At 64.8% G+C, this 15,512-nt stretch carries 15 protein-coding genes; 2 read left to right on the forward strand and 13 right to left on the reverse strand.

The annotated features are described in order from the left end of the window. Positions 1 to 36: 36 nt before the first annotated feature. On the reverse strand, positions 37 to 1,293 hold the full coding sequence (locus EHH60_RS10480; protein WP_124159381.1) for an aminopeptidase: 1,257 nt from the start codon (positions 1,291 to 1,293) through the stop codon (positions 37 to 39). A 113-nt stretch (positions 1,294 to 1,406) separates the two neighbouring features. Then, a complete protein-coding gene (gene pcaB, locus EHH60_RS10485) occupies positions 1,407 to 2,768 on the reverse strand; it encodes a 3-carboxy-cis,cis-muconate cycloisomerase (protein WP_124159382.1) in 1,362 nt (453 codons plus the stop codon). Between the two features lie 452 nt (positions 2,769 to 3,220). On the opposite strand from pcaB, the gene EHH60_RS10490 reads away from it, so the two are divergent. After that, positions 3,221 to 4,777: a winged helix-turn-helix domain-containing tetratricopeptide repeat protein gene (locus EHH60_RS10490; protein WP_124159383.1), complete on the forward strand. Its 1,557-nt coding sequence runs from the start codon at positions 3,221 to 3,223 to the stop codon at positions 4,775 to 4,777. Positions 4,778 to 4,820: 43 nt separating this feature from the next. Here the strand turns inward: EHH60_RS10490 and EHH60_RS10495 are convergent, their stop codons facing one another. The 11 genes from EHH60_RS10495 to EHH60_RS10545 all read right to left on the reverse strand — a co-directional run bounded on the left by EHH60_RS10495 (position 4,821) and on the right by EHH60_RS10545 (position 14,198). Continuing rightward, a complete protein-coding gene (locus tag EHH60_RS10495; RefSeq protein WP_124159384.1) occupies positions 4,821 to 5,510 on the reverse strand; it encodes a hypothetical protein in 690 nt (229 codons plus the stop codon). An 89-nt stretch (positions 5,511 to 5,599) separates the two neighbouring features. Further along, entirely contained in the window at positions 5,600 to 6,313 is a 714-nt protein-coding gene (locus tag EHH60_RS10500) for a hypothetical protein (RefSeq protein WP_199751395.1), read from the reverse strand. Positions 6,314 to 6,447: 134 nt separating this feature from the next. Then, positions 6,448 to 6,696: a hypothetical protein gene (locus tag EHH60_RS10505; RefSeq protein WP_124159385.1), complete on the reverse strand. Its 249-nt coding sequence runs from the start codon at positions 6,694 to 6,696 to the stop codon at positions 6,448 to 6,450. A gap of 128 nt (positions 6,697 to 6,824) precedes the next feature. After that, positions 6,825 to 7,790, reverse strand: coding sequence for an NAD(P)H-dependent flavin oxidoreductase (locus tag EHH60_RS10510; RefSeq protein WP_124159386.1), 966 nt, complete (start codon positions 7,788 to 7,790; stop codon positions 6,825 to 6,827). A 666-nt stretch (positions 7,791 to 8,456) separates the two neighbouring features. Then, on the reverse strand, positions 8,457 to 9,230 hold the full coding sequence (locus tag EHH60_RS10515; protein ID WP_124159387.1) for a thioesterase family protein: 774 nt from the start codon (positions 9,228 to 9,230) through the stop codon (positions 8,457 to 8,459). 146 nt (positions 9,231 to 9,376) lie between these two features. Next, positions 9,377 to 10,345: an NAD(P)H-dependent flavin oxidoreductase gene (locus EHH60_RS10520; RefSeq protein ID WP_124159388.1), complete on the reverse strand. Its 969-nt coding sequence runs from the start codon at positions 10,343 to 10,345 to the stop codon at positions 9,377 to 9,379. A 294-nt stretch (positions 10,346 to 10,639) separates the two neighbouring features. Continuing rightward, positions 10,640 to 12,040 carry an aspartate ammonia-lyase gene (locus EHH60_RS10525; RefSeq protein WP_124159389.1) on the reverse strand — a complete coding sequence of 467 codons (1,401 nt, stop codon included), beginning with the start codon at positions 12,038 to 12,040 and terminating at the stop codon, positions 10,640 to 10,642. Between the two features lie 30 nt (positions 12,041 to 12,070). After that, positions 12,071 to 12,610, reverse strand: coding sequence for a hypothetical protein (locus EHH60_RS10530; protein ID WP_124159390.1), 540 nt, complete (start codon positions 12,608 to 12,610; stop codon positions 12,071 to 12,073). 49 nt (positions 12,611 to 12,659) lie between these two features. Next, positions 12,660 to 13,262: a YqaA family protein gene (locus tag EHH60_RS10535; protein ID WP_193374339.1), complete on the reverse strand. Its 603-nt coding sequence runs from the start codon at positions 13,260 to 13,262 to the stop codon at positions 12,660 to 12,662. Positions 13,263 to 13,307: 45 nt separating this feature from the next. Continuing rightward, positions 13,308 to 13,712 (reverse strand): phosphoribosyl-ATP diphosphatase, encoded by a 405-nt coding sequence (gene hisE / locus EHH60_RS10540; protein WP_124159391.1) that lies wholly within the window; start codon positions 13,710 to 13,712, stop codon positions 13,308 to 13,310. Between the two features lie 117 nt (positions 13,713 to 13,829). After that, the gene (locus EHH60_RS10545; RefSeq protein WP_124159392.1) at positions 13,830 to 14,198 is read right to left on the reverse strand and encodes a hypothetical protein; all 369 of its coding nucleotides are present in this window, start codon (positions 14,196 to 14,198) and stop codon (positions 13,830 to 13,832) included. A gap of 229 nt (positions 14,199 to 14,427) precedes the next feature. Between EHH60_RS10545 and EHH60_RS10550 the strand changes: the two genes are divergently transcribed. Continuing rightward, the gene (locus EHH60_RS10550) at positions 14,428 to 15,477 is read left to right on the forward strand and encodes an ABC transporter substrate-binding protein (protein WP_124159393.1); all 1,050 of its coding nucleotides are present in this window, start codon (positions 14,428 to 14,430) and stop codon (positions 15,475 to 15,477) included. Positions 15,478 to 15,512 lie beyond the last annotated feature (35 nt).

Consider the following 15,512-nt stretch of genomic DNA (forward strand, 5'->3'; position numbering starts at 1 on the left):
CGCGGCTCGTCCGCTACCGAAGAGAGTTACCGCAGGCTACTTCGCCCACTCGCCCTTGCGGAACACCGGCACCTTGCTGCCGTCCGCCAAAATGCCGTCGATATCGGTCTCGGCCGAGCCGATCATCCAGTCGATATGGATCAGGCTCTGGTTGCCGCCTTGCGCCGCGATCTGCTGCGGCGTGAGCTGGGCGCCGTTGACGAAGCATTTCGAATAGCACTGGCCGAGCGCGATGTGAGACGCTGCGTTCTCGTCGAACAACGTGTTGTAGAACAACAGTCCGCTCTGGGAGATCGGCGAAGAATGCGGCACCAGCGCCACTTCGCCGAGGCGCCGGGCGCCCTCGTCGGTGTCGAGCACCTTGTTCAGCACCTCGGCGCCGCGCGAGGCTTTTGCGTCGACGATCTTGCCGTCCTCGAAGCGCACGGCGATGTTGTCGATCAGCGTGCCTTGATAGGACAGCGGCTTCGAGCTCACGACATGGCCGTAGACCCGGCGGCAATGCGGCGTTGTGAAGACCTCTTCGGTCGGGATATTGGCGTTACAGCTGATGCCGTTCTTGGAGAGCGAGGCGCCGCCTTCCCATTCGTGGCCGTCGGCAAGTCCGATGGTGAGGTCGGTGCCGGGACCCGAATATTGCAGCGCGCGGAAGCGCTGGCCGTTGAGCCAGTTGGTGCGCTCGCGCAGCACCGCATTGTGGCTCGCCCAATTGCCCATCGCGTCCTCGCGATCGACGCGGGACGCGGCGAAAATCGCATCCGCGAGCTTGCCGACCGCGACGTCCTCGGGATCATCCGGGAACACCAGCTTCGCCCAGGACGGGCTCGGATAGGCGATGATGTTCCAGTTGGTATCGAAATTGACGATCTTCTCCAGCGCGGGCTGATAGGCCATCGAATTCGCCTTGCTCGCGCGCGCCACCTTGGAGGGATCCTCGCCCGACAGCAGCATCGGGTTGTCGCCGACGATGGCGAGCCGTGCGGTGTTGTCCGAGAACGCCTTCGCCATGCCCTCGTAGAGCCAGCCGGCGGCACGATCGAAACTGGCGTCGTGGCCATGGCGATAGCGCGCCAGCGTCATCTCCTCGTCCGACAGGATCGGCGTCACGAGGCCCGCGCCGGCCTTGTAGGCATGCACGGCGATCCGCCGCACCAGCGGCAGCGCGATCGCGGGCGCCGTCAGAAGCAGATCCTGTCCCGGCCGCAAGCCCAGGCCCACCTTCACCGCCACCTCGGCCAGCCGGTCGAGCTTCGCGGGATCGATGGGAGTGGAGATATTGCGTTGGTCAGTCATGCCGGGCCCTCTGCCGAAAGTCTCTCGCTCAATCTAAGTCTAGCATCGCAAGACACAAGTGTGCGAGCGTCTTGCAACGCACGAAAGATACGCAGTTTCACGCATTTTGGTTTTCAACGCGTTGCCGATTTCAGCACCCGGTCGACCATGGCGGGCGCGAGCCCGAGGTAATTTTTCGGTGAGGTGAGTGCCTCGATTGTGGCACGGTCGATGCGGCTCGATATCCGTGAATCTGCGGCCAGCGCATCAGCAAGGCTCATCTCCTTCTCGTTGGCCCGACGGCAGGCATCATAGACCACGTCATGCGCCTCCTGCCGGCCGATCTGCGGCGCAAGTCCCATCATGACCGCTTCGGCCACGATCAGGCCGCGGCTGATGGCGAGGTTGTCATTCATCTTTGCTTCGTCCACGATCAGACCTGCGAGCGCAAACTTCGCCTGGTGCAGCGCGCCAGCGGTCAGCACGAAGCTTTCGGGGATCGCCATCCATTCGGCGTGCCACGGCCCCGTGGCACGCTCGAAGTCCTGCACCATGGCGTCGAGCATCAGGCCGGCGTGCTGTCGCACCGCCTTGGACGCGGCAAGCATCAGCTCCGAAGAGATCGGATTGCGCTTCTGCGGCATGGTCGAGGAGGCGCCGCGCCCCTTGACGAAAGGCTCGTAAAGCTCGGCGAATTCGGTCGAGGCCATGATCATGATGTCGAGCGCGATCTTGCCGAGTGAGCCGGTGACCAGCGCAAGGAAGTTCACGGCCTCGGCAAAGCCGTCGCGCGCGACATGCCAGGTCGAGGCGGGAACGCCGAGCTTCAGCTCGGCGCAGAGCGCCTCCTGCACCTCGAAGCCTTTGTCGCCGAGCGAGGCCAGCGTGCCGGCAGCGCCGGCGAACTGGCCGACCAGCACGCGCGGCTTGAGCTGCGCCAGCCGCTCGGCGTGGCGGTCGAACATCGCGAGCCAGATCGCGGTCTTGTAGCCGAAGGTCACCGGCAGGGCCTGCTGGAGATGGGTTCGGCCCGCCATTGCCGTGTCGCGATGGCGCTTCGACAGCTCGGCGAGGATCTTGCGCAGCTCGGCGATGTCGCGTTCGACGAATTCGAGGGCGGCGCGCAGTTGCAGCACCACGGCGGTGTCCATGATGTCCTGCGTGGTGGCGCCCCAGTGCACGTAGCGGCCGGCCTCGCCGCATTGCTTCACCATCTGATGCACCAAAGGGAGGATCGGATAACCGACGACATCGGTCTCCTGCCTGAGCAGATCGAAATCGAGCGCGGCGACGTCGGTCCGCGCCGCGATCGCCGCGGCCGCCTCTTGCGGGATCACACCGCACTTCGCTTCCGCCTTCGCCAGCGCCACCTCGACCTCGGCATAGCGCGCGACCGTCGCGACGTCGGAGAACACCTCGCGCATCTCAGGCGTACCGAAGGCGTCGCGAAACAGCATGGAGTCGAGCACGGTGGTGGAGGCGGGGAAAGCTGGCATGGGCGTTTCTTCGTGGTTGGTGTTTTGTGTGGCGGCAGCTTACGCAGGCCGCGCAATTCGGCAATGGACATTCACTGTTCGCCACACATTCGTCCGGCCCGACAAGCGTCGCGCCATCGCCCGTCATCCTGAGGTGCCGGAGCGAAGCGGAGGCCTCGAAGGTTGGACGGCCCGGCTACATCGTGGCCGTTCATCCTTCGAGGCTCCGCGTACGCTGCTGTGCAGCCTACGCCTCGCACCTCTGGATGACGGATTGATTGTGGTGGGAATCTCGGCGGCCTGCGACCGCAACATTCCAGCTGCGGTTGTATTCCCCTCCGAGACGGACATGGCTGCCATCACGCAATCGCGATGAACCAAGCGCTCCCTTCGACAGACACATGATTTTCGATCCAAATTTCATTTTGTCATTTTGCGTGCCCGATTTCACATATGAGGCCTGAGTTTTCGAAGTGCAGTTTCTGTTCCGGGATCACCTTCTCGATACCGACCGGCGCGAGCTGAGCCGCGAACAGGTTCCCATTGCCGTGGAGCCGCAGGTTTTCGACCTCGTCGTCCACCTCATGCAGAACCGCGACCGGGTGGTCAGCAAAGACGAGTTGATCGACAAGATCTGGCACGGGCGCAGCGTCTCCGAATCCACCCTGACCAGCCGAATCAATGCGGCGCGCAAGGCGATCGGCGACAATGGCGCGAGCCAGGAGCTGATCCGCACCATCACCCGCAAGGGTTTTCGCTTCGTCGGTGATGTCCAGACACAAGTTGGCGCGGTCGCGCCGGAGCCGGTCCGTGTCGCCCAGGCTCAGGCGACCTTCGCGCTGCCCGAGCGGCCCGCGATCGCCGTGCTGCCCTTCACCAATATGAGCGGCGAGGCCGGGCAGGATTATTTCTCCGACGGCATCAGCGAAGACATCATCACCGCGCTGTCGAAGCTGCGATGGTTCTTCGTCGTCGCGCGCAATTCCTCCTTCGTCTACAAGGGCCGCGCCGTGCACATTCACGAGGTCGCGCGGGAACTCGGAGTGCGCTACGTGGTCGAAGGCAGCGTGCGGCGCAGCGGCGAGCGGGTGCGCATCTCGGCCCAGCTCAACGACGTCTCGACCGGGAGCCATCTCTGGGCCGAACGCTACGACCGAGAGCTTGCCGACATCTTCGCCGTGCAGGACGAGATCACCGAGGCGATCGTCGCCGCGATCGAGCCGCAGCTCTATGCCGCCGAAAGCTTCCGAGCCCAGCAGAAGCCGCCGGGCAGCCTGGATGCATGGGACCTCGTGATGCGCGCCCTGTCGCATTACTGGCGCATCACCCGCGAGGACAATGCCGCCGCGCAAGGGCTGCTGGAACAGGCCGTCGCGATCGATCCCGCCTATGGCAAGGCCCTGGGCCTGCTCGCGACCAGCCATATCTTCGGCGCGCATATGGGCTGGGCCGACATGGCCGCGACCTTGCCGCTTGCCGAACGTGCGGCGCTCGCGGCGGTGGAGGCCGATCGCGAGGATGCCTGGGCCCATCACGGCCTCGCCTACACCTATCTGTTCCGCCGCCGCTTCGACGACGCGCTGGCGGAATTCGAATTGGCCTTGAGGCTCAACCCGAATTTCGCGATGGCGCATGCCTTCCACGGCGTGACGCTTTGCTATGCCGGACGATGGCAGGACGGCGATGCCGCCGCCCGTCGCGCGCTGCGGCTCAGTCCGCGCGACCCGCTCGCGTCGATCTATTGCGGGGTTGCGGCCTATGCCCGGTTCGTCGGCCGCGACTACGAGGGAGCCGTCCAGATGGCACGGGAATCGATGCGCCAGCGCGGAGATTTCGTCGGCGCACACCGCGTGCTGACCGCCGCTGCCGGTATGCTGGGCGATCCGGCGCTCGCGGCGTCCGCCCTGGAAGGCCTGCGCCGCGCCCAGCCCGAGGTCTCGCTTGCCTGGATCACGCGCGAACTGCCGATGCTGCGCGAAGAGGATCGTGCGCATTATCTCGAAGGCTTGCGGCGCGCGGGCATGACGTGACGGTCGCCGGCGCGACTGCTCCGCTCGATCCCCGCGTCAGGTGCTAATCGTCGTCAGGCCCGAACAGCTTGATCTGCGGGAAGCCGCCGCGCGGACGGCCCGCGTAATCGCGCGCCTCGGAATCTTCTCGGATGTTGCGCGCGACGTCATCCCAATCGGTGCGATCGCGCATGCCGCGTGGCTCGCGGGACTCGTGATAATAGCGGCGCTCGGCCCAGCGCTCGCGGCGCTCGGCTCGGCGCCGTTCGGACGCTGCACGCTTCACATCGGAATCCCTCGCCTTGGCATAGGCGTTGTTCGGTGATGACGACGGCTCGGTCGAGACCTGCTGCTCGGCAGGCTTTGCGGCCTGTGACGCAGCGGCGGGCTTGGGCGGCTCGACCGCTGCGGCTTGCAAAGGCTGCGGCGCCGGTGCGGCATTCGCCGGCGTGGTTTGCGTGTCGGGTTTTGCGGCTTCAAGCTTTGCTTCGGCCTGCGCGGGCGCGGCGATCATCGCGCCAAAAGCTTGCGAGCCGGTGAGATAGTTCACGCGCTCGGAGGGAGCGTTGGTGCTCGCCGGCATGGGAGCCGGCGTGGGAGTTGCCGTGCGCTGCGCCACCTTGCCGGTATCAGGCTCCTGCTTGGACGCGACCGGATTCATGATGTTGCCGGCAACGATACCGCCGCCGAGACCAATGGCGATGGCCGCGATGATGGTTCCGGCACCGACAAAATAGGCGGTCGAGGCGCGCATTCATCCACTCCCTCTTTGGAGCGGGCAACGCGTGGGGATTGCCAGATGTTCCTGATGGTCGCGGCTCCTCAAAGAGGAAACCACGCAGATCAGATTTGCTGCGCGACCTTCTCGAGCCCGATGAGGCGAGCGAGCTTGCGCACTTCTTCCTTCTGGTCGTCACGGAGCTGGAACAACAGCGGCATCGCGGCCGACTTCAACTGCTGCACCTCGTCGCAATTCGGATCGATCTGCGCGCTGGGCGGCGCATTCGGATTCGACAGCTTGTTCGCCTGGATCTTGCGGGCGACGTTGCGCAGCGCGGTCTCCACTGAGGGCCAGTAATATTCCTGCGACGACGACAGTTTCAGGCGGTCCCTGATGCCTGCGATCTGCCCGTCGGACAGCAGCGAATAGGCCTTATGCGGCTGCGGCTTGGCAACCACCTTCGGCTTGGCCGGAACCTCAACGGCAGGAAGCTCCGTCGCGGCGGGCGCCTCGTTCGCGCTTGCCTTCGGCATCGGGAAATCGGAGGGCGTGGCGGCGGCGAAGGCCTGACGCAGCGGTTCGGTCAGGACGGGCGCCTGGGAAAGCTTGTCGGCGGCCACCTGGACCGGCTCGATCGCCGCCGAGGCCAGCGCGAGTGTCGGAACCAGACGGTCGGCCTTGGCGGCGCGGTTGGTTGCGAGCGGCTTGGCCGGGGGCGTCTGGTCAATCATCTCGGCGCTGACGCTGGGCACGCTGTCGCGGCCGAGAATGGCGGTGGTGGCGGCGCCGAGGACGAGGAAACAGGTCAGCGCGACGATAGTGATGGCTTTCGACAAACGTCTCTCCGCGTCCGACTTCAAGTCCACGTGATCACTGCCCCAAAAACTGGGCGATAAATAAGGCTTAACCGTGCCATTGCAGCGGCAATCGCGCGGACTGCGGCGACATCACCCCCAAAGCCCCAAGGAAATCAGGCGGCGGCTGCCAGATCATAGGCATCCTGGATGTCGGCTACGATCTCCGAGGCCTCCCAGACCGCACGCGGCTCGACCGATTGCAGCGTCACCGTCCAATTGCCGCCGCGGCGGGTGCGGGGGACGCTGACGATGTCGAAACGGACGTTGCGGCACAGCGGGTGGCGGGCCAGGGCATGGGCGACGCGGACTCGGATTTCGTCCATCGTCGCAGCTGACTTGCTGTTGAGAAAATCGAAGTCCATCGCCTGTCCCCCTCTCGGTCCTGGTTGGCGGCCGTGAAGGGGATTCTTGGCGGGCGATGGTTAATCTGCCGTTAAGTGCGGGCGCGCGGAGGCGCGCTCGATTAACTGTGACCGGGGCTGGAGAACATCTACCGCCCACCCGCCTCTCGATATTCCGCACGCGTCCGCGCGACGAGATCGTCGACCGCGAGCACCTCGGTCACCCCGGATGCGGAGTGCCCGGCGCTCCAGATGTCGCGCCAGCGCTTGGGCCGGTTCTCGCGCGCGGCGACGTCGATGTCCTTGACGATGTCGATCGCGCCGCGCGCCGGCAGATCGTCCGGATCAAGTCCGGCGGCGACGATCGACGGCCGCAGCATGCTGGTCTGCAAGCCCGTGAACGCGGTGGTGAGCACGATGTCGTCGGCGCTACTCTCGACCAGCATCCGCTTGTAGCGGTCGTCCGCCATACTCTCCCGCGTCGCAATGAACTTCGTGCCCATATAGGCGAGATCGCAGCCCAGCACCTCCGCGGCCTGCAGCGCGCGGCCATCGCTGATGCCGCCCGCCAGCACGATGATGCCGTCGTAGAATGCGCGCACCGCGCGGACGAAGGCGAAGGGGTTGAGCCAGCCGGTCTGCCCGCCCGCGCCCGCCGTGAGCAGCACCAGCCCGTCCGCGCCGGCTTCCGCCGCACGCTCGGCGTGGCGGATCGAGGCGACATCCGCCAGCACCAACGCCCCGGCATCATGGAGCGGCCTCAACACCTGGGCGGGCGATCCGACCGAGGTGATGACGATCTCCGGCCCATGTCGGAGCAGCACGGCCAGATCCTCTGCGAGCCGCGCATTGGAACGGTGCACGATCAGGTTCGGACAGAGCGGCGCGACCTTGCGCCCGGTTTGATCTTCATGCTGCCGCAGCCGCGTGCCGATCTCGGAGAGCCATGCGTCGAGTTGTTCAGTATCGCGGCAATTCGCGGTAGGAAAGCTGCCGATCACCCGGTTGCGGCAAGACGCGACCATGAGCTCGACGCCCGACACCAGAAACATCGGCGCCGCGATCAGCGGCAGCGCGAGACGATCGCGGAAGCGTTGTAGTCGATCCGATGGCATGCATGCCTCCCTGTGCGGGCTTTGCCGTTCCCTCCCGCGATCCCTGTGCCAGCGTCGTTCCAGGCTTGTGACAAAGGTACTGCGTGCGGGCTTCTGGACCGGGCGGGACCGGATGGTGGGGGAAATACCCGGGATTTTACGGTGTCGTTGTGGCCCCGGCACCACAGCGCGCAACGGAGTATGCGACGGCAATGCACGCGCAATTGCCGGCGAATCAGGGAATCACCTAGACCGCTGACGGGGCTGGGAAGCGGAGTAAGACATGAGAGTCGCTTCCCTGGAAAGTGCAGTCGCCGCGGTTACGTTGATCACGGCTATTATCGTGGTGCTGTGGGGGATCAAGATCTTCTACGGTCTGTGAACTGGTAGGATGGCAAGCATGCCTTCCGCGGCGGCGGAAGCTTGCCGTTCAATCGGTCCATGCAAACCGCGCGTCTGCGTATATTCTACACAGCAACCACACGACAGGTGTCATCGCCCGGCCTTGACCGGGCGATCCAGTACGCCGAGACGGTTGCGATTGAATCGATAGGCCGCGGCGTACTGGATGCCCCGCTTGCCGCCTTCGCTAAAGCTTCGGCGCCCCTGGACCTCAACCCGGCGAAGCCTTGGCGTAGCCGGGTCGCGGGGCATGACAGCGAAAATGACGCGCGGACCTCGCGGCGCTCACCGCTTCTCGATCACCAGGCTCTGCACCGCCCGGCCGAAATAGCCCTGCCGGTCCGCCAGCCGAGACATCGCAAGGCCGGCGCCGTCGGGACCGATCCACGACTCGCCGTCGAGCAAGATCCACTCACCGACGGGTTGGCGCGAAAAGTTCACGGTGAGATCGGCGTTGATGTAGGTCCAGGCTCGGAAGTCGAGCGTCGAGGCGGTACCGTTTGAGAAGTCGGCGGCGACCACGGCGCGCATCGCCTGCGAGACCGCTTCACCTTCGATCAGCGGATGGTCGACACGAAACCAGATCGCGCCGGCGCCGGCCTGGCCGAAGCGGCCGCGCGCGGCGCGCATCGAGACCGATCGCACGAACGGGCTGGTCGCGGCGTGACCGTCCTCGACCAGCGAGTCCTCCGGCAACGGCAGCGTGACCGGCAGCTCCTCGACGTCATCGGGCAGGCTCAGCGCCTGGCGCCTGACCTTCAGCACGGTGGCGCCGACGACCTGCACGCTGTCGGCGAGCAGCTTGATCCCGCACAGCTGGATCTTGCGACCCTCGCGCAGAACCTCCGTCGCGATCGTCAGCGGCGCGACCGGCACCGGCCGCATCAGATCGATGGTGACACGCGCGATGTCCATCGGGACAGGCGTCGGAATGCGTTCGGCCGCCCACGTCACCAGCGAAGCCGGCGCCGAGCCGTGCTGCATGCGCCTATCCCAGGGACCGGCGGCATCCGGGCTGGTGATGACGCTGTTGCCGTCGACGCGGTAGATGGGGGACATCGTTTTCAATCAGTCTCAGTTGACGTTCCCCGGACGCTGCGCAGCGCGTAGCGGTGCGCTGCTGATCCGGGATCCAAGCGTTGCGACGATGGGTCCCGGCTCTGCGGAGCAATGCTACGCATTGCATCGCGTCCGGGACACGAGAACTATAACGGCGGATCGACCGCTTCGTCGTATTCCTTCTTGAAGCGCGCGATCAACTCGGCGGCGGGGACGACCTTGTCGATGCTGCCGATGCCTTGTCCGCTTCCCCAGATCTCCTTCCAGGCCTTCGGCTTGGCGCGCTCGCCGGAGGCGTCGGTGCCGAAATTCATCTTGGAGGGATCGGAGGTCGGCAGATTGTCGGGATCCATGCCGGCCGCGAGGATCGAGGGCTTCAGATAATTGCCGTGCACGCCGGTGAAGAGGTTGGAATAGACGATGTCGTCGGCGCTCGAGCCGGCGATCATCTCCTTGTACTTCTCGACCGCATTGGCCTCCCTGGTCGCGATGAACGCTGAGCCGATATAGGCGAAGTCGGCGCCGAGAATGCGTGCAGCGCGGATGGCCTTGCCGTTGCCGATCGCTCCCGACAGCGCGATCGGACCGTCGAACCATTTTCGCGTTTCGGCAACGAAAGCCAGCGGCGAGACGGTGCCGGCATGGCCGCCGGCTCCGGCCGCGACCAGGATCAGGCCGTCGGCGCCCTTCTCGATCGCCTTGTGCGCGAACTTCTGGTTGATCACGTCGTGGAAGACGATGCCGCCCCAGCCGTGCACGGCCTTGTTCAGCTCCTCGCGCGCGCCGAGCGAGGAGATGATCATCGGCACCTTGTACTTGGCGCAGAGCTGCATGTCATGGTCGAGCCGGTTGTTCGACTTGTGCACGATCTGGTTGACTGCGAACGGCGCCGACGGCTTGTCGGGATGGGCGCGGTCGTACGCTGCGAGCTCTTCGGTGATCCGCGCCAGCCATTCGTCGAGCAGCTCCGGCGGCCGCGCGTTCAGCGCCGGGAACGAACCGACCACACCCGCCTTGCACTGCGCGATCACGAGATCGGGCACCGAGATGATGAAGAGCGGCGAGCCGATCACCGGGATCGACAGGCGCCCTTTGAACAAGGCAGGCATGGACATTGCGAAACGATCCTCTATTGACAGTCAAAAATCGACGATTGGAATGATACCAACAAGGCAATCTTTCCACTGTCAAGTATTGCGTTTTGGCGCCGTGGCGGATGGGCTGCTGCAATTCCAAGCAGCGGAATTCTTAGCCCATCTGCCTCCTCCGTCATTGAGAGCGCAGCGAAGCAATCCAGTCTCTTTCCATGGAGACAATCTGGATTGCTTCGTCGCAAGGCTCCTCGCAATGATGACGCGCGGAGAAAGCATCGATCACCCATGAACGCCGGTGGTCGATGCGACGACCGCCTACCCGACCAGATCCGGATTGATCAGCCGCTCGAACGAGAACATCTCGTCCCACTTCTCCTGTGTCAGCAGCTTGCGCTCGACCACCACGATCTGGTGCAGCGGCTTGCCCGTCTTGTAGCCCTCGCGCGCGATCTCGGCGCATTGCTTGTAGCCGAGCAGCGGCTTCAGCACCGTGACGATACCGAGCGAGTTCAGCACCATGTTGCGGGTGTGCTCCTCGTTGGCGGTGATGCCGACCACGCAATTCTCGCGCAGGCTGTTGACCGCGCGCTCCATGGTGCGGATCGAGAAGAACAGCGCGAACGAGATCACCGGCTCCATCACGTTGAGCTGGAGCTGGCCGGCGGAAGCCGCGAGCGTCACCGTGGTGTCGAGGCCGATGACGAGGAAGCTGGTCTGGTTGACGACCTCCGGGATGACAGGATTGACCTTGCCGGGCATGATCGAGGAGCCCGGCTGCAGCTGCGGCAGGTTTATCTCGTTGAATCCGGCGCGCGGGCCCGAGGCGAGCAGGCGGATATCGTTGCAGATTTTCGTCAGCTTGCTCGCCGTGCGCTTCAGGACGCCGGAGAGCTGCACATACGCGCCGGTATCGGAGGTCGCCTCGACGAGATCGCCGGCAAGCACGAAGTCGACGCCGGTCAGTGCGCTGAGGTGCCGGACCGCGAGCTTGGGATAGCCGACCGCGGCCGTGACGGAGGTGCCGATCGCGGTGGCGCCGAGATTGATCTCGCGCAACAGCGCGCGTGCTTCCGAGATGCGGTCGACCTCCTCGCCGATGGTGGTGCCCCACCCGCGGAATTCGGCCCCGAGCGACATCGGCACCGCGTCCTGGAGATGCGTGCGGCCCATCTTCAGCACGCGCTCGAACTCGCGCCCCTTGGCGAAGAAGGCCTCCTGGAGCTGGCGCAGCGCCGTCATGTAGCTCTCGAGCCGCAGGATCAGCGCCAGCCGGAAGGCGGTCGGATAGGTGTCGTTGGTCGACTGGCCGTAATTGACGTGGTCGTTGGGACTGACGTGCTGGTAGTCGCCCTTGCTGAAGCCGAGCGCTTCCAGTGCGAGGTTGGCGATAACCTCGTTGGCGTTCATGTTGGTGGAGGTGCCGGCGCCGCCCTGGATGAAATCGGTGACGAACTGATCCATCATGTCGCCGGCGATGACGCGGTCGCAACCGAGGATGATGGCTTCCGCGACCTTGGGGTCGATCGCACCGAGATCGCGATTGGCCATGGCGGCAGCCTTCTTCACGTAGCCAAGCGCCTTCACGAAGTAAGGCTCCTGGCTCATCGGAATGCCGGTGATGTGGAAGTTCTCCTTCCCGCGGATGGTCTGGACGCCGTAATAGATGTCGTCGGCGATCTCACGCTGCCCGAGGAAATCCTGCTCCGTCCGGCTCATGGGCGCTCCTTGTTGCTCGCGCGATGTCCTCTAGTTCTGGCACAGCGCGCTGGTCACGAACGTATCGGTGCGGCAGTCGTCCGGTTTGCGTTGCCTGCCGGGGATCAGGACCTTGGCCGAGCATTTTTCCGCGGAGTCGGCGTTCAGGCTCTTGCCTTCCTTGTAACCCTTGCCCTGGCAGAGCTGGTCGGCCGCCTGCTTGCAGTCGGGCGCGCCGTTCGACGAGATCGGGCAGACCGCGCGTCCCGACACCATGGTCGAGGGCGTGGCCAGCCGCGACAGGTCGTTCATGGTCTCGCTCGGGCTTTTGATCGGCGGCAGGATCGAGGGCAACTTGTCGAACAGCTTGCCCATTTCATTGATCAGCCCGGGATTTTCGTCGCGCGCCGGCGGGACGGAAGGGGCCGGCGTCGAGGGCGGCGGCGCGGCCTGCGGCCCCTGTTGCTGGAGACCGAGTGATGGCGGTGCAGATTGCGTCCAGCCGATGCCGCCGCCACTGAGCAGGAGCAGCAGCGCCGCTGATATCAGCGTCCCGAGCCGCACCGCCGGATTGCCGGATCGAACCATCATGGCGGCAACCGTAGCCGAAGCGAGCCCCGCGGCAAAGCCGCCAACGCCCCTATATCAACTTGACCGCCACCACGAAGCCGAGCACCAGCACGATGGCACCGAGCGCGACCCACAATCCGAGATGCCGTTCGATCCTGACCCGGATCCAGTCGCCGTAACGGTTGAGCAGGATCGCGACGACGAAGAAGCGTCCGCCACGCGCGATAATCGAGCAGAGGATGAACAGGATGATGTTGTAGCCGGCAAAGCCGGAGGTGATGGTGACGAGCTTGTAGGGGATCGGCGTCAGCCCCTTGAGCAGGATGATCACTGCGCCCCATTCCGCATAGGAGGCGCGGAAGGCGTCGACCTTGTCGCCGAGACCATAGACCTGGATCAGCCATTGGCCGACCGAGTCAAACAGCAGCGCTCCGATGGCGTAGCCGACGATGCCACCAAGCACCGACGTCGCGGTGCAGACCGCCGCATAGAGCCAGGCACGCTGCGGGCGCGCCAGTGACATCGGAATCAGCATCACATCCGGCGGGACCGGAAAGAAGGAGCTTTCGGCGAAGGACACGACACCCATGATCCAGAGCGCGTAGGGCTTGTGGGCGGCGTCGATGCACCAGTCGTAGATACGTTTCAGCATGGCGCCGCGATGAAGCACCATGGGACGGATTTGTCCATGCCGAGATTGAGGCGAATAATGAGGTTTCTAGTGGCGCTTACGCGTTGCGCGGCCCTCGAGCGCGACAATTGGCCGCCTGGCCGCAACCCGCGGTGACGCGACTTTGGGCAGCTTCATCGGTGATTTCGGCAGCTTCTCGGCAATACCGAGCATGTCCTCACGCCGCGTCATCTCCCGCCAGACGTCCTCGGGACGTACCCCGGCCGATGCCCAGAGAACGGTCAGATTGTAGAGCAGATCGGCGCTTTCCCGGATGACGGCCTCGCTATCGCCATTGACCGCATCGATCACGACTTCGATGGCCTCTTCGGCCAGCTTCTTCGCCATTTTGGAAGGGCCGCGCTGAAACAGCCGGGCGGTGCGCGATGTTGCCGGATCAAGATCCCTGGCCGCGAGCACAGCCAGATATAGCCGCTCAAGCGAATCACTCATGGTACTCAAAACTACTCTAAACCAATGGCGAGCGCGTTAACGCGCGACTATAAAAGCAGAGAACGGGCCGGCGCGGCAAGCGCGACGGCCCGTCATGGTCAATCCATGAATTCCGGGCTAGTAGCAGTTCTGATAGTAGCCCTGGCCGCAGAACTCGGACGGAGCCGTGCCGCCATAGCGCTGATACTGGTAGTTCGGGCCCGGACCATAATAGGGACCGTAGGCCGGCGCGCTGTAATAGACCGGTCCCCCGTAATAGCCGTAGCCCGGACCGTAGTCATAGGCGTAGGCATTTCGGCTGGCCGCGATGGCGAGACCTGTGCCGATGGCAGCGAAAGCCGCAGCTGCGGCCGCGCCGCCTCCGCCGCCATGCCAGTGGCGACCGCCCGCATATGACGCGGTCGGGGCAATTGTGGTCAGCGCCAGCGCCGCGGCGGTGGCAAGAACGGCCTTTCGGCCCACAAATCTGGAGAATCGCTCGAACATGTCTTGGGCCCTCCTTTGGGACCTGGAATGGACGCCTGCGGACAGGCTCATGCCTCTCAAAACCCGCATAACGTAAGTTAGGTTCCCCAACCCCAACACAAGCTGAACGGGGTTGCGTAACGATGCCGCAACCTCGCTCATCCTCCGTTCATGTTGGCGCGCGCACGGTCGCCGCGGGCCGGCGCTGCAAGCGTCACGAAACCATAACAATGCGGGACCGGCGCAACTGATGTCAGGATTCAAGACGACCGCACTTCACGGCCTGCTGGCTCTGTCGCTCTTGCTTGCGACGCTGATTGCACGCGATGTCAGCGCGACCGAGACCACCGCGCCATCCGTTGCGATCCGCCTCACCTTCGACCGCGCGCCGGACGCAAGCATGGCGCCGTTCTTCCTTGCGGCGAAGGACGGCAGGTTCGGCGCCGAGCGCCTCAATGTGTCCTTCACGAGCGCAAACGGATCGCCGGAGGCACTCGCACGCGTCGCCAGGGGCGACAGCGAGCTTGCGCTCGTCGACATCAACGAGCTGATCCGCTTTCGTGACAAGGACGACGCGGCTCCGGTCAAGGCGGTGTTCGTGCTGTTCAACCGCGCGCCCTATGCGATCGTCGCGCGCAAGAGCCGCGGCATCCAGCTGTTGCCCGATCTCGACAGCAAGGCCGTCGGCGTCGCCGACAGTGATCCATCGATGTGGCTGTGGCCGGCACTGGCACGGCAGAACGGAATCAATCCATCGCGCGTCAAATTCCACAAGATCAGCGCGGCGGTTCGCGAGCCGATCCTCTCCGCGGGCCAGGTCGATGCGGTCGCCGGCTTCAGCTATCTCTCTGCGGTGAACCTGCGCGACCGCGGCGTGCCCGGAGCCGATCTCGTCGTGCTGCGCTACGCTGACTACGGCTGCGAAGCCTACGGCTTTGCCGTGGTGGTCAATCCCGCCTTTGCCGCAGCAAAGCCGGACGCGGTAAAGGGCTTCGTCCGCGCCTTGATGGCGGGCATCACCGCGACCGTCAGAGAGCCGGGGCGAGCGGCGGAGGAGGCAGCGAGCCGCATCGGCGACGGCGACCGCAACCTGGAGCTGGAGCGCCTGCGCACCATCCTCGCCGACAACATCCTGACGGACGAGGTCAGGCGCAACGGCCTCGGCGGCGTCGACCCGGCGCGCTTCGATCGTTCGATCGAACAGGTCGCGCAGGACTTCAAATTCCGCAAGCGGCCCACCGCGGGTGACATCTTCGACGACCGGTTCCTGCCACCGGTCGCCGGGCGCCTGATCAATTGAGCAAAACTGACAGCTTCCGCTATATCTCCCGCACG

It is taken from the genome of Bradyrhizobium sp. RP6 (genome assembly GCF_003837805.1).
Taxonomy (GTDB): Bacteria; Pseudomonadota; Alphaproteobacteria; order Rhizobiales; family Xanthobacteraceae; genus Bradyrhizobium.

Excerpts from the sequence above, each read along its gene's own strand:
- EHH60_RS10480 (WP_124159381.1), bottom strand. The coding sequence starts at position 1,293 with ATGACTGACCAACGCAATATCTCCACTCCCATCGATCCCGCGAAGCTC.
- pcaB (WP_124159382.1), bottom strand. The coding sequence starts at position 2,768 with ATGCCAGCTTTCCCCGCCTCCACCACCGTGCTCGACTCCATGCTGTTT.
- EHH60_RS10495 (WP_124159384.1), bottom strand. The coding sequence starts at position 5,510 with ATGCGCGCCTCGACCGCCTATTTTGTCGGTGCCGGAACCATCATCGCG.
- EHH60_RS10505 (WP_124159385.1), bottom strand. The coding sequence starts at position 6,696 with ATGGACTTCGATTTTCTCAACAGCAAGTCAGCTGCGACGATGGACGAA.
- EHH60_RS10510 (WP_124159386.1), bottom strand. The coding sequence starts at position 7,790 with ATGCCATCGGATCGACTACAACGCTTCCGCGATCGTCTCGCGCTGCCG.
- EHH60_RS10515 (WP_124159387.1), bottom strand. The coding sequence starts at position 9,230 with ATGTCCCCCATCTACCGCGTCGACGGCAACAGCGTCATCACCAGCCCG.
- EHH60_RS10520 (WP_124159388.1), bottom strand. The coding sequence starts at position 10,345 with ATGTCCATGCCTGCCTTGTTCAAAGGGCGCCTGTCGATCCCGGTGATC.
- EHH60_RS10525 (WP_124159389.1), bottom strand. The coding sequence starts at position 12,040 with ATGAGCCGGACGGAGCAGGATTTCCTCGGGCAGCGTGAGATCGCCGAC.
- EHH60_RS10530 (WP_124159390.1), bottom strand. The coding sequence starts at position 12,610 with ATGATGGTTCGATCCGGCAATCCGGCGGTGCGGCTCGGGACGCTGATA.
- EHH60_RS10535 (WP_193374339.1), bottom strand. The coding sequence starts at position 13,262 with ATGGTGCTTCATCGCGGCGCCATGCTGAAACGTATCTACGACTGGTGC.
- hisE (WP_124159391.1), bottom strand. The coding sequence starts at position 13,712 with ATGAGTGATTCGCTTGAGCGGCTATATCTGGCTGTGCTCGCGGCCAGG.
- EHH60_RS10545 (WP_124159392.1), bottom strand. The coding sequence starts at position 14,198 with ATGTTCGAGCGATTCTCCAGATTTGTGGGCCGAAAGGCCGTTCTTGCC.
- EHH60_RS10550 (WP_124159393.1), top strand. The coding sequence starts at position 14,428 with ATGTCAGGATTCAAGACGACCGCACTTCACGGCCTGCTGGCTCTGTCG.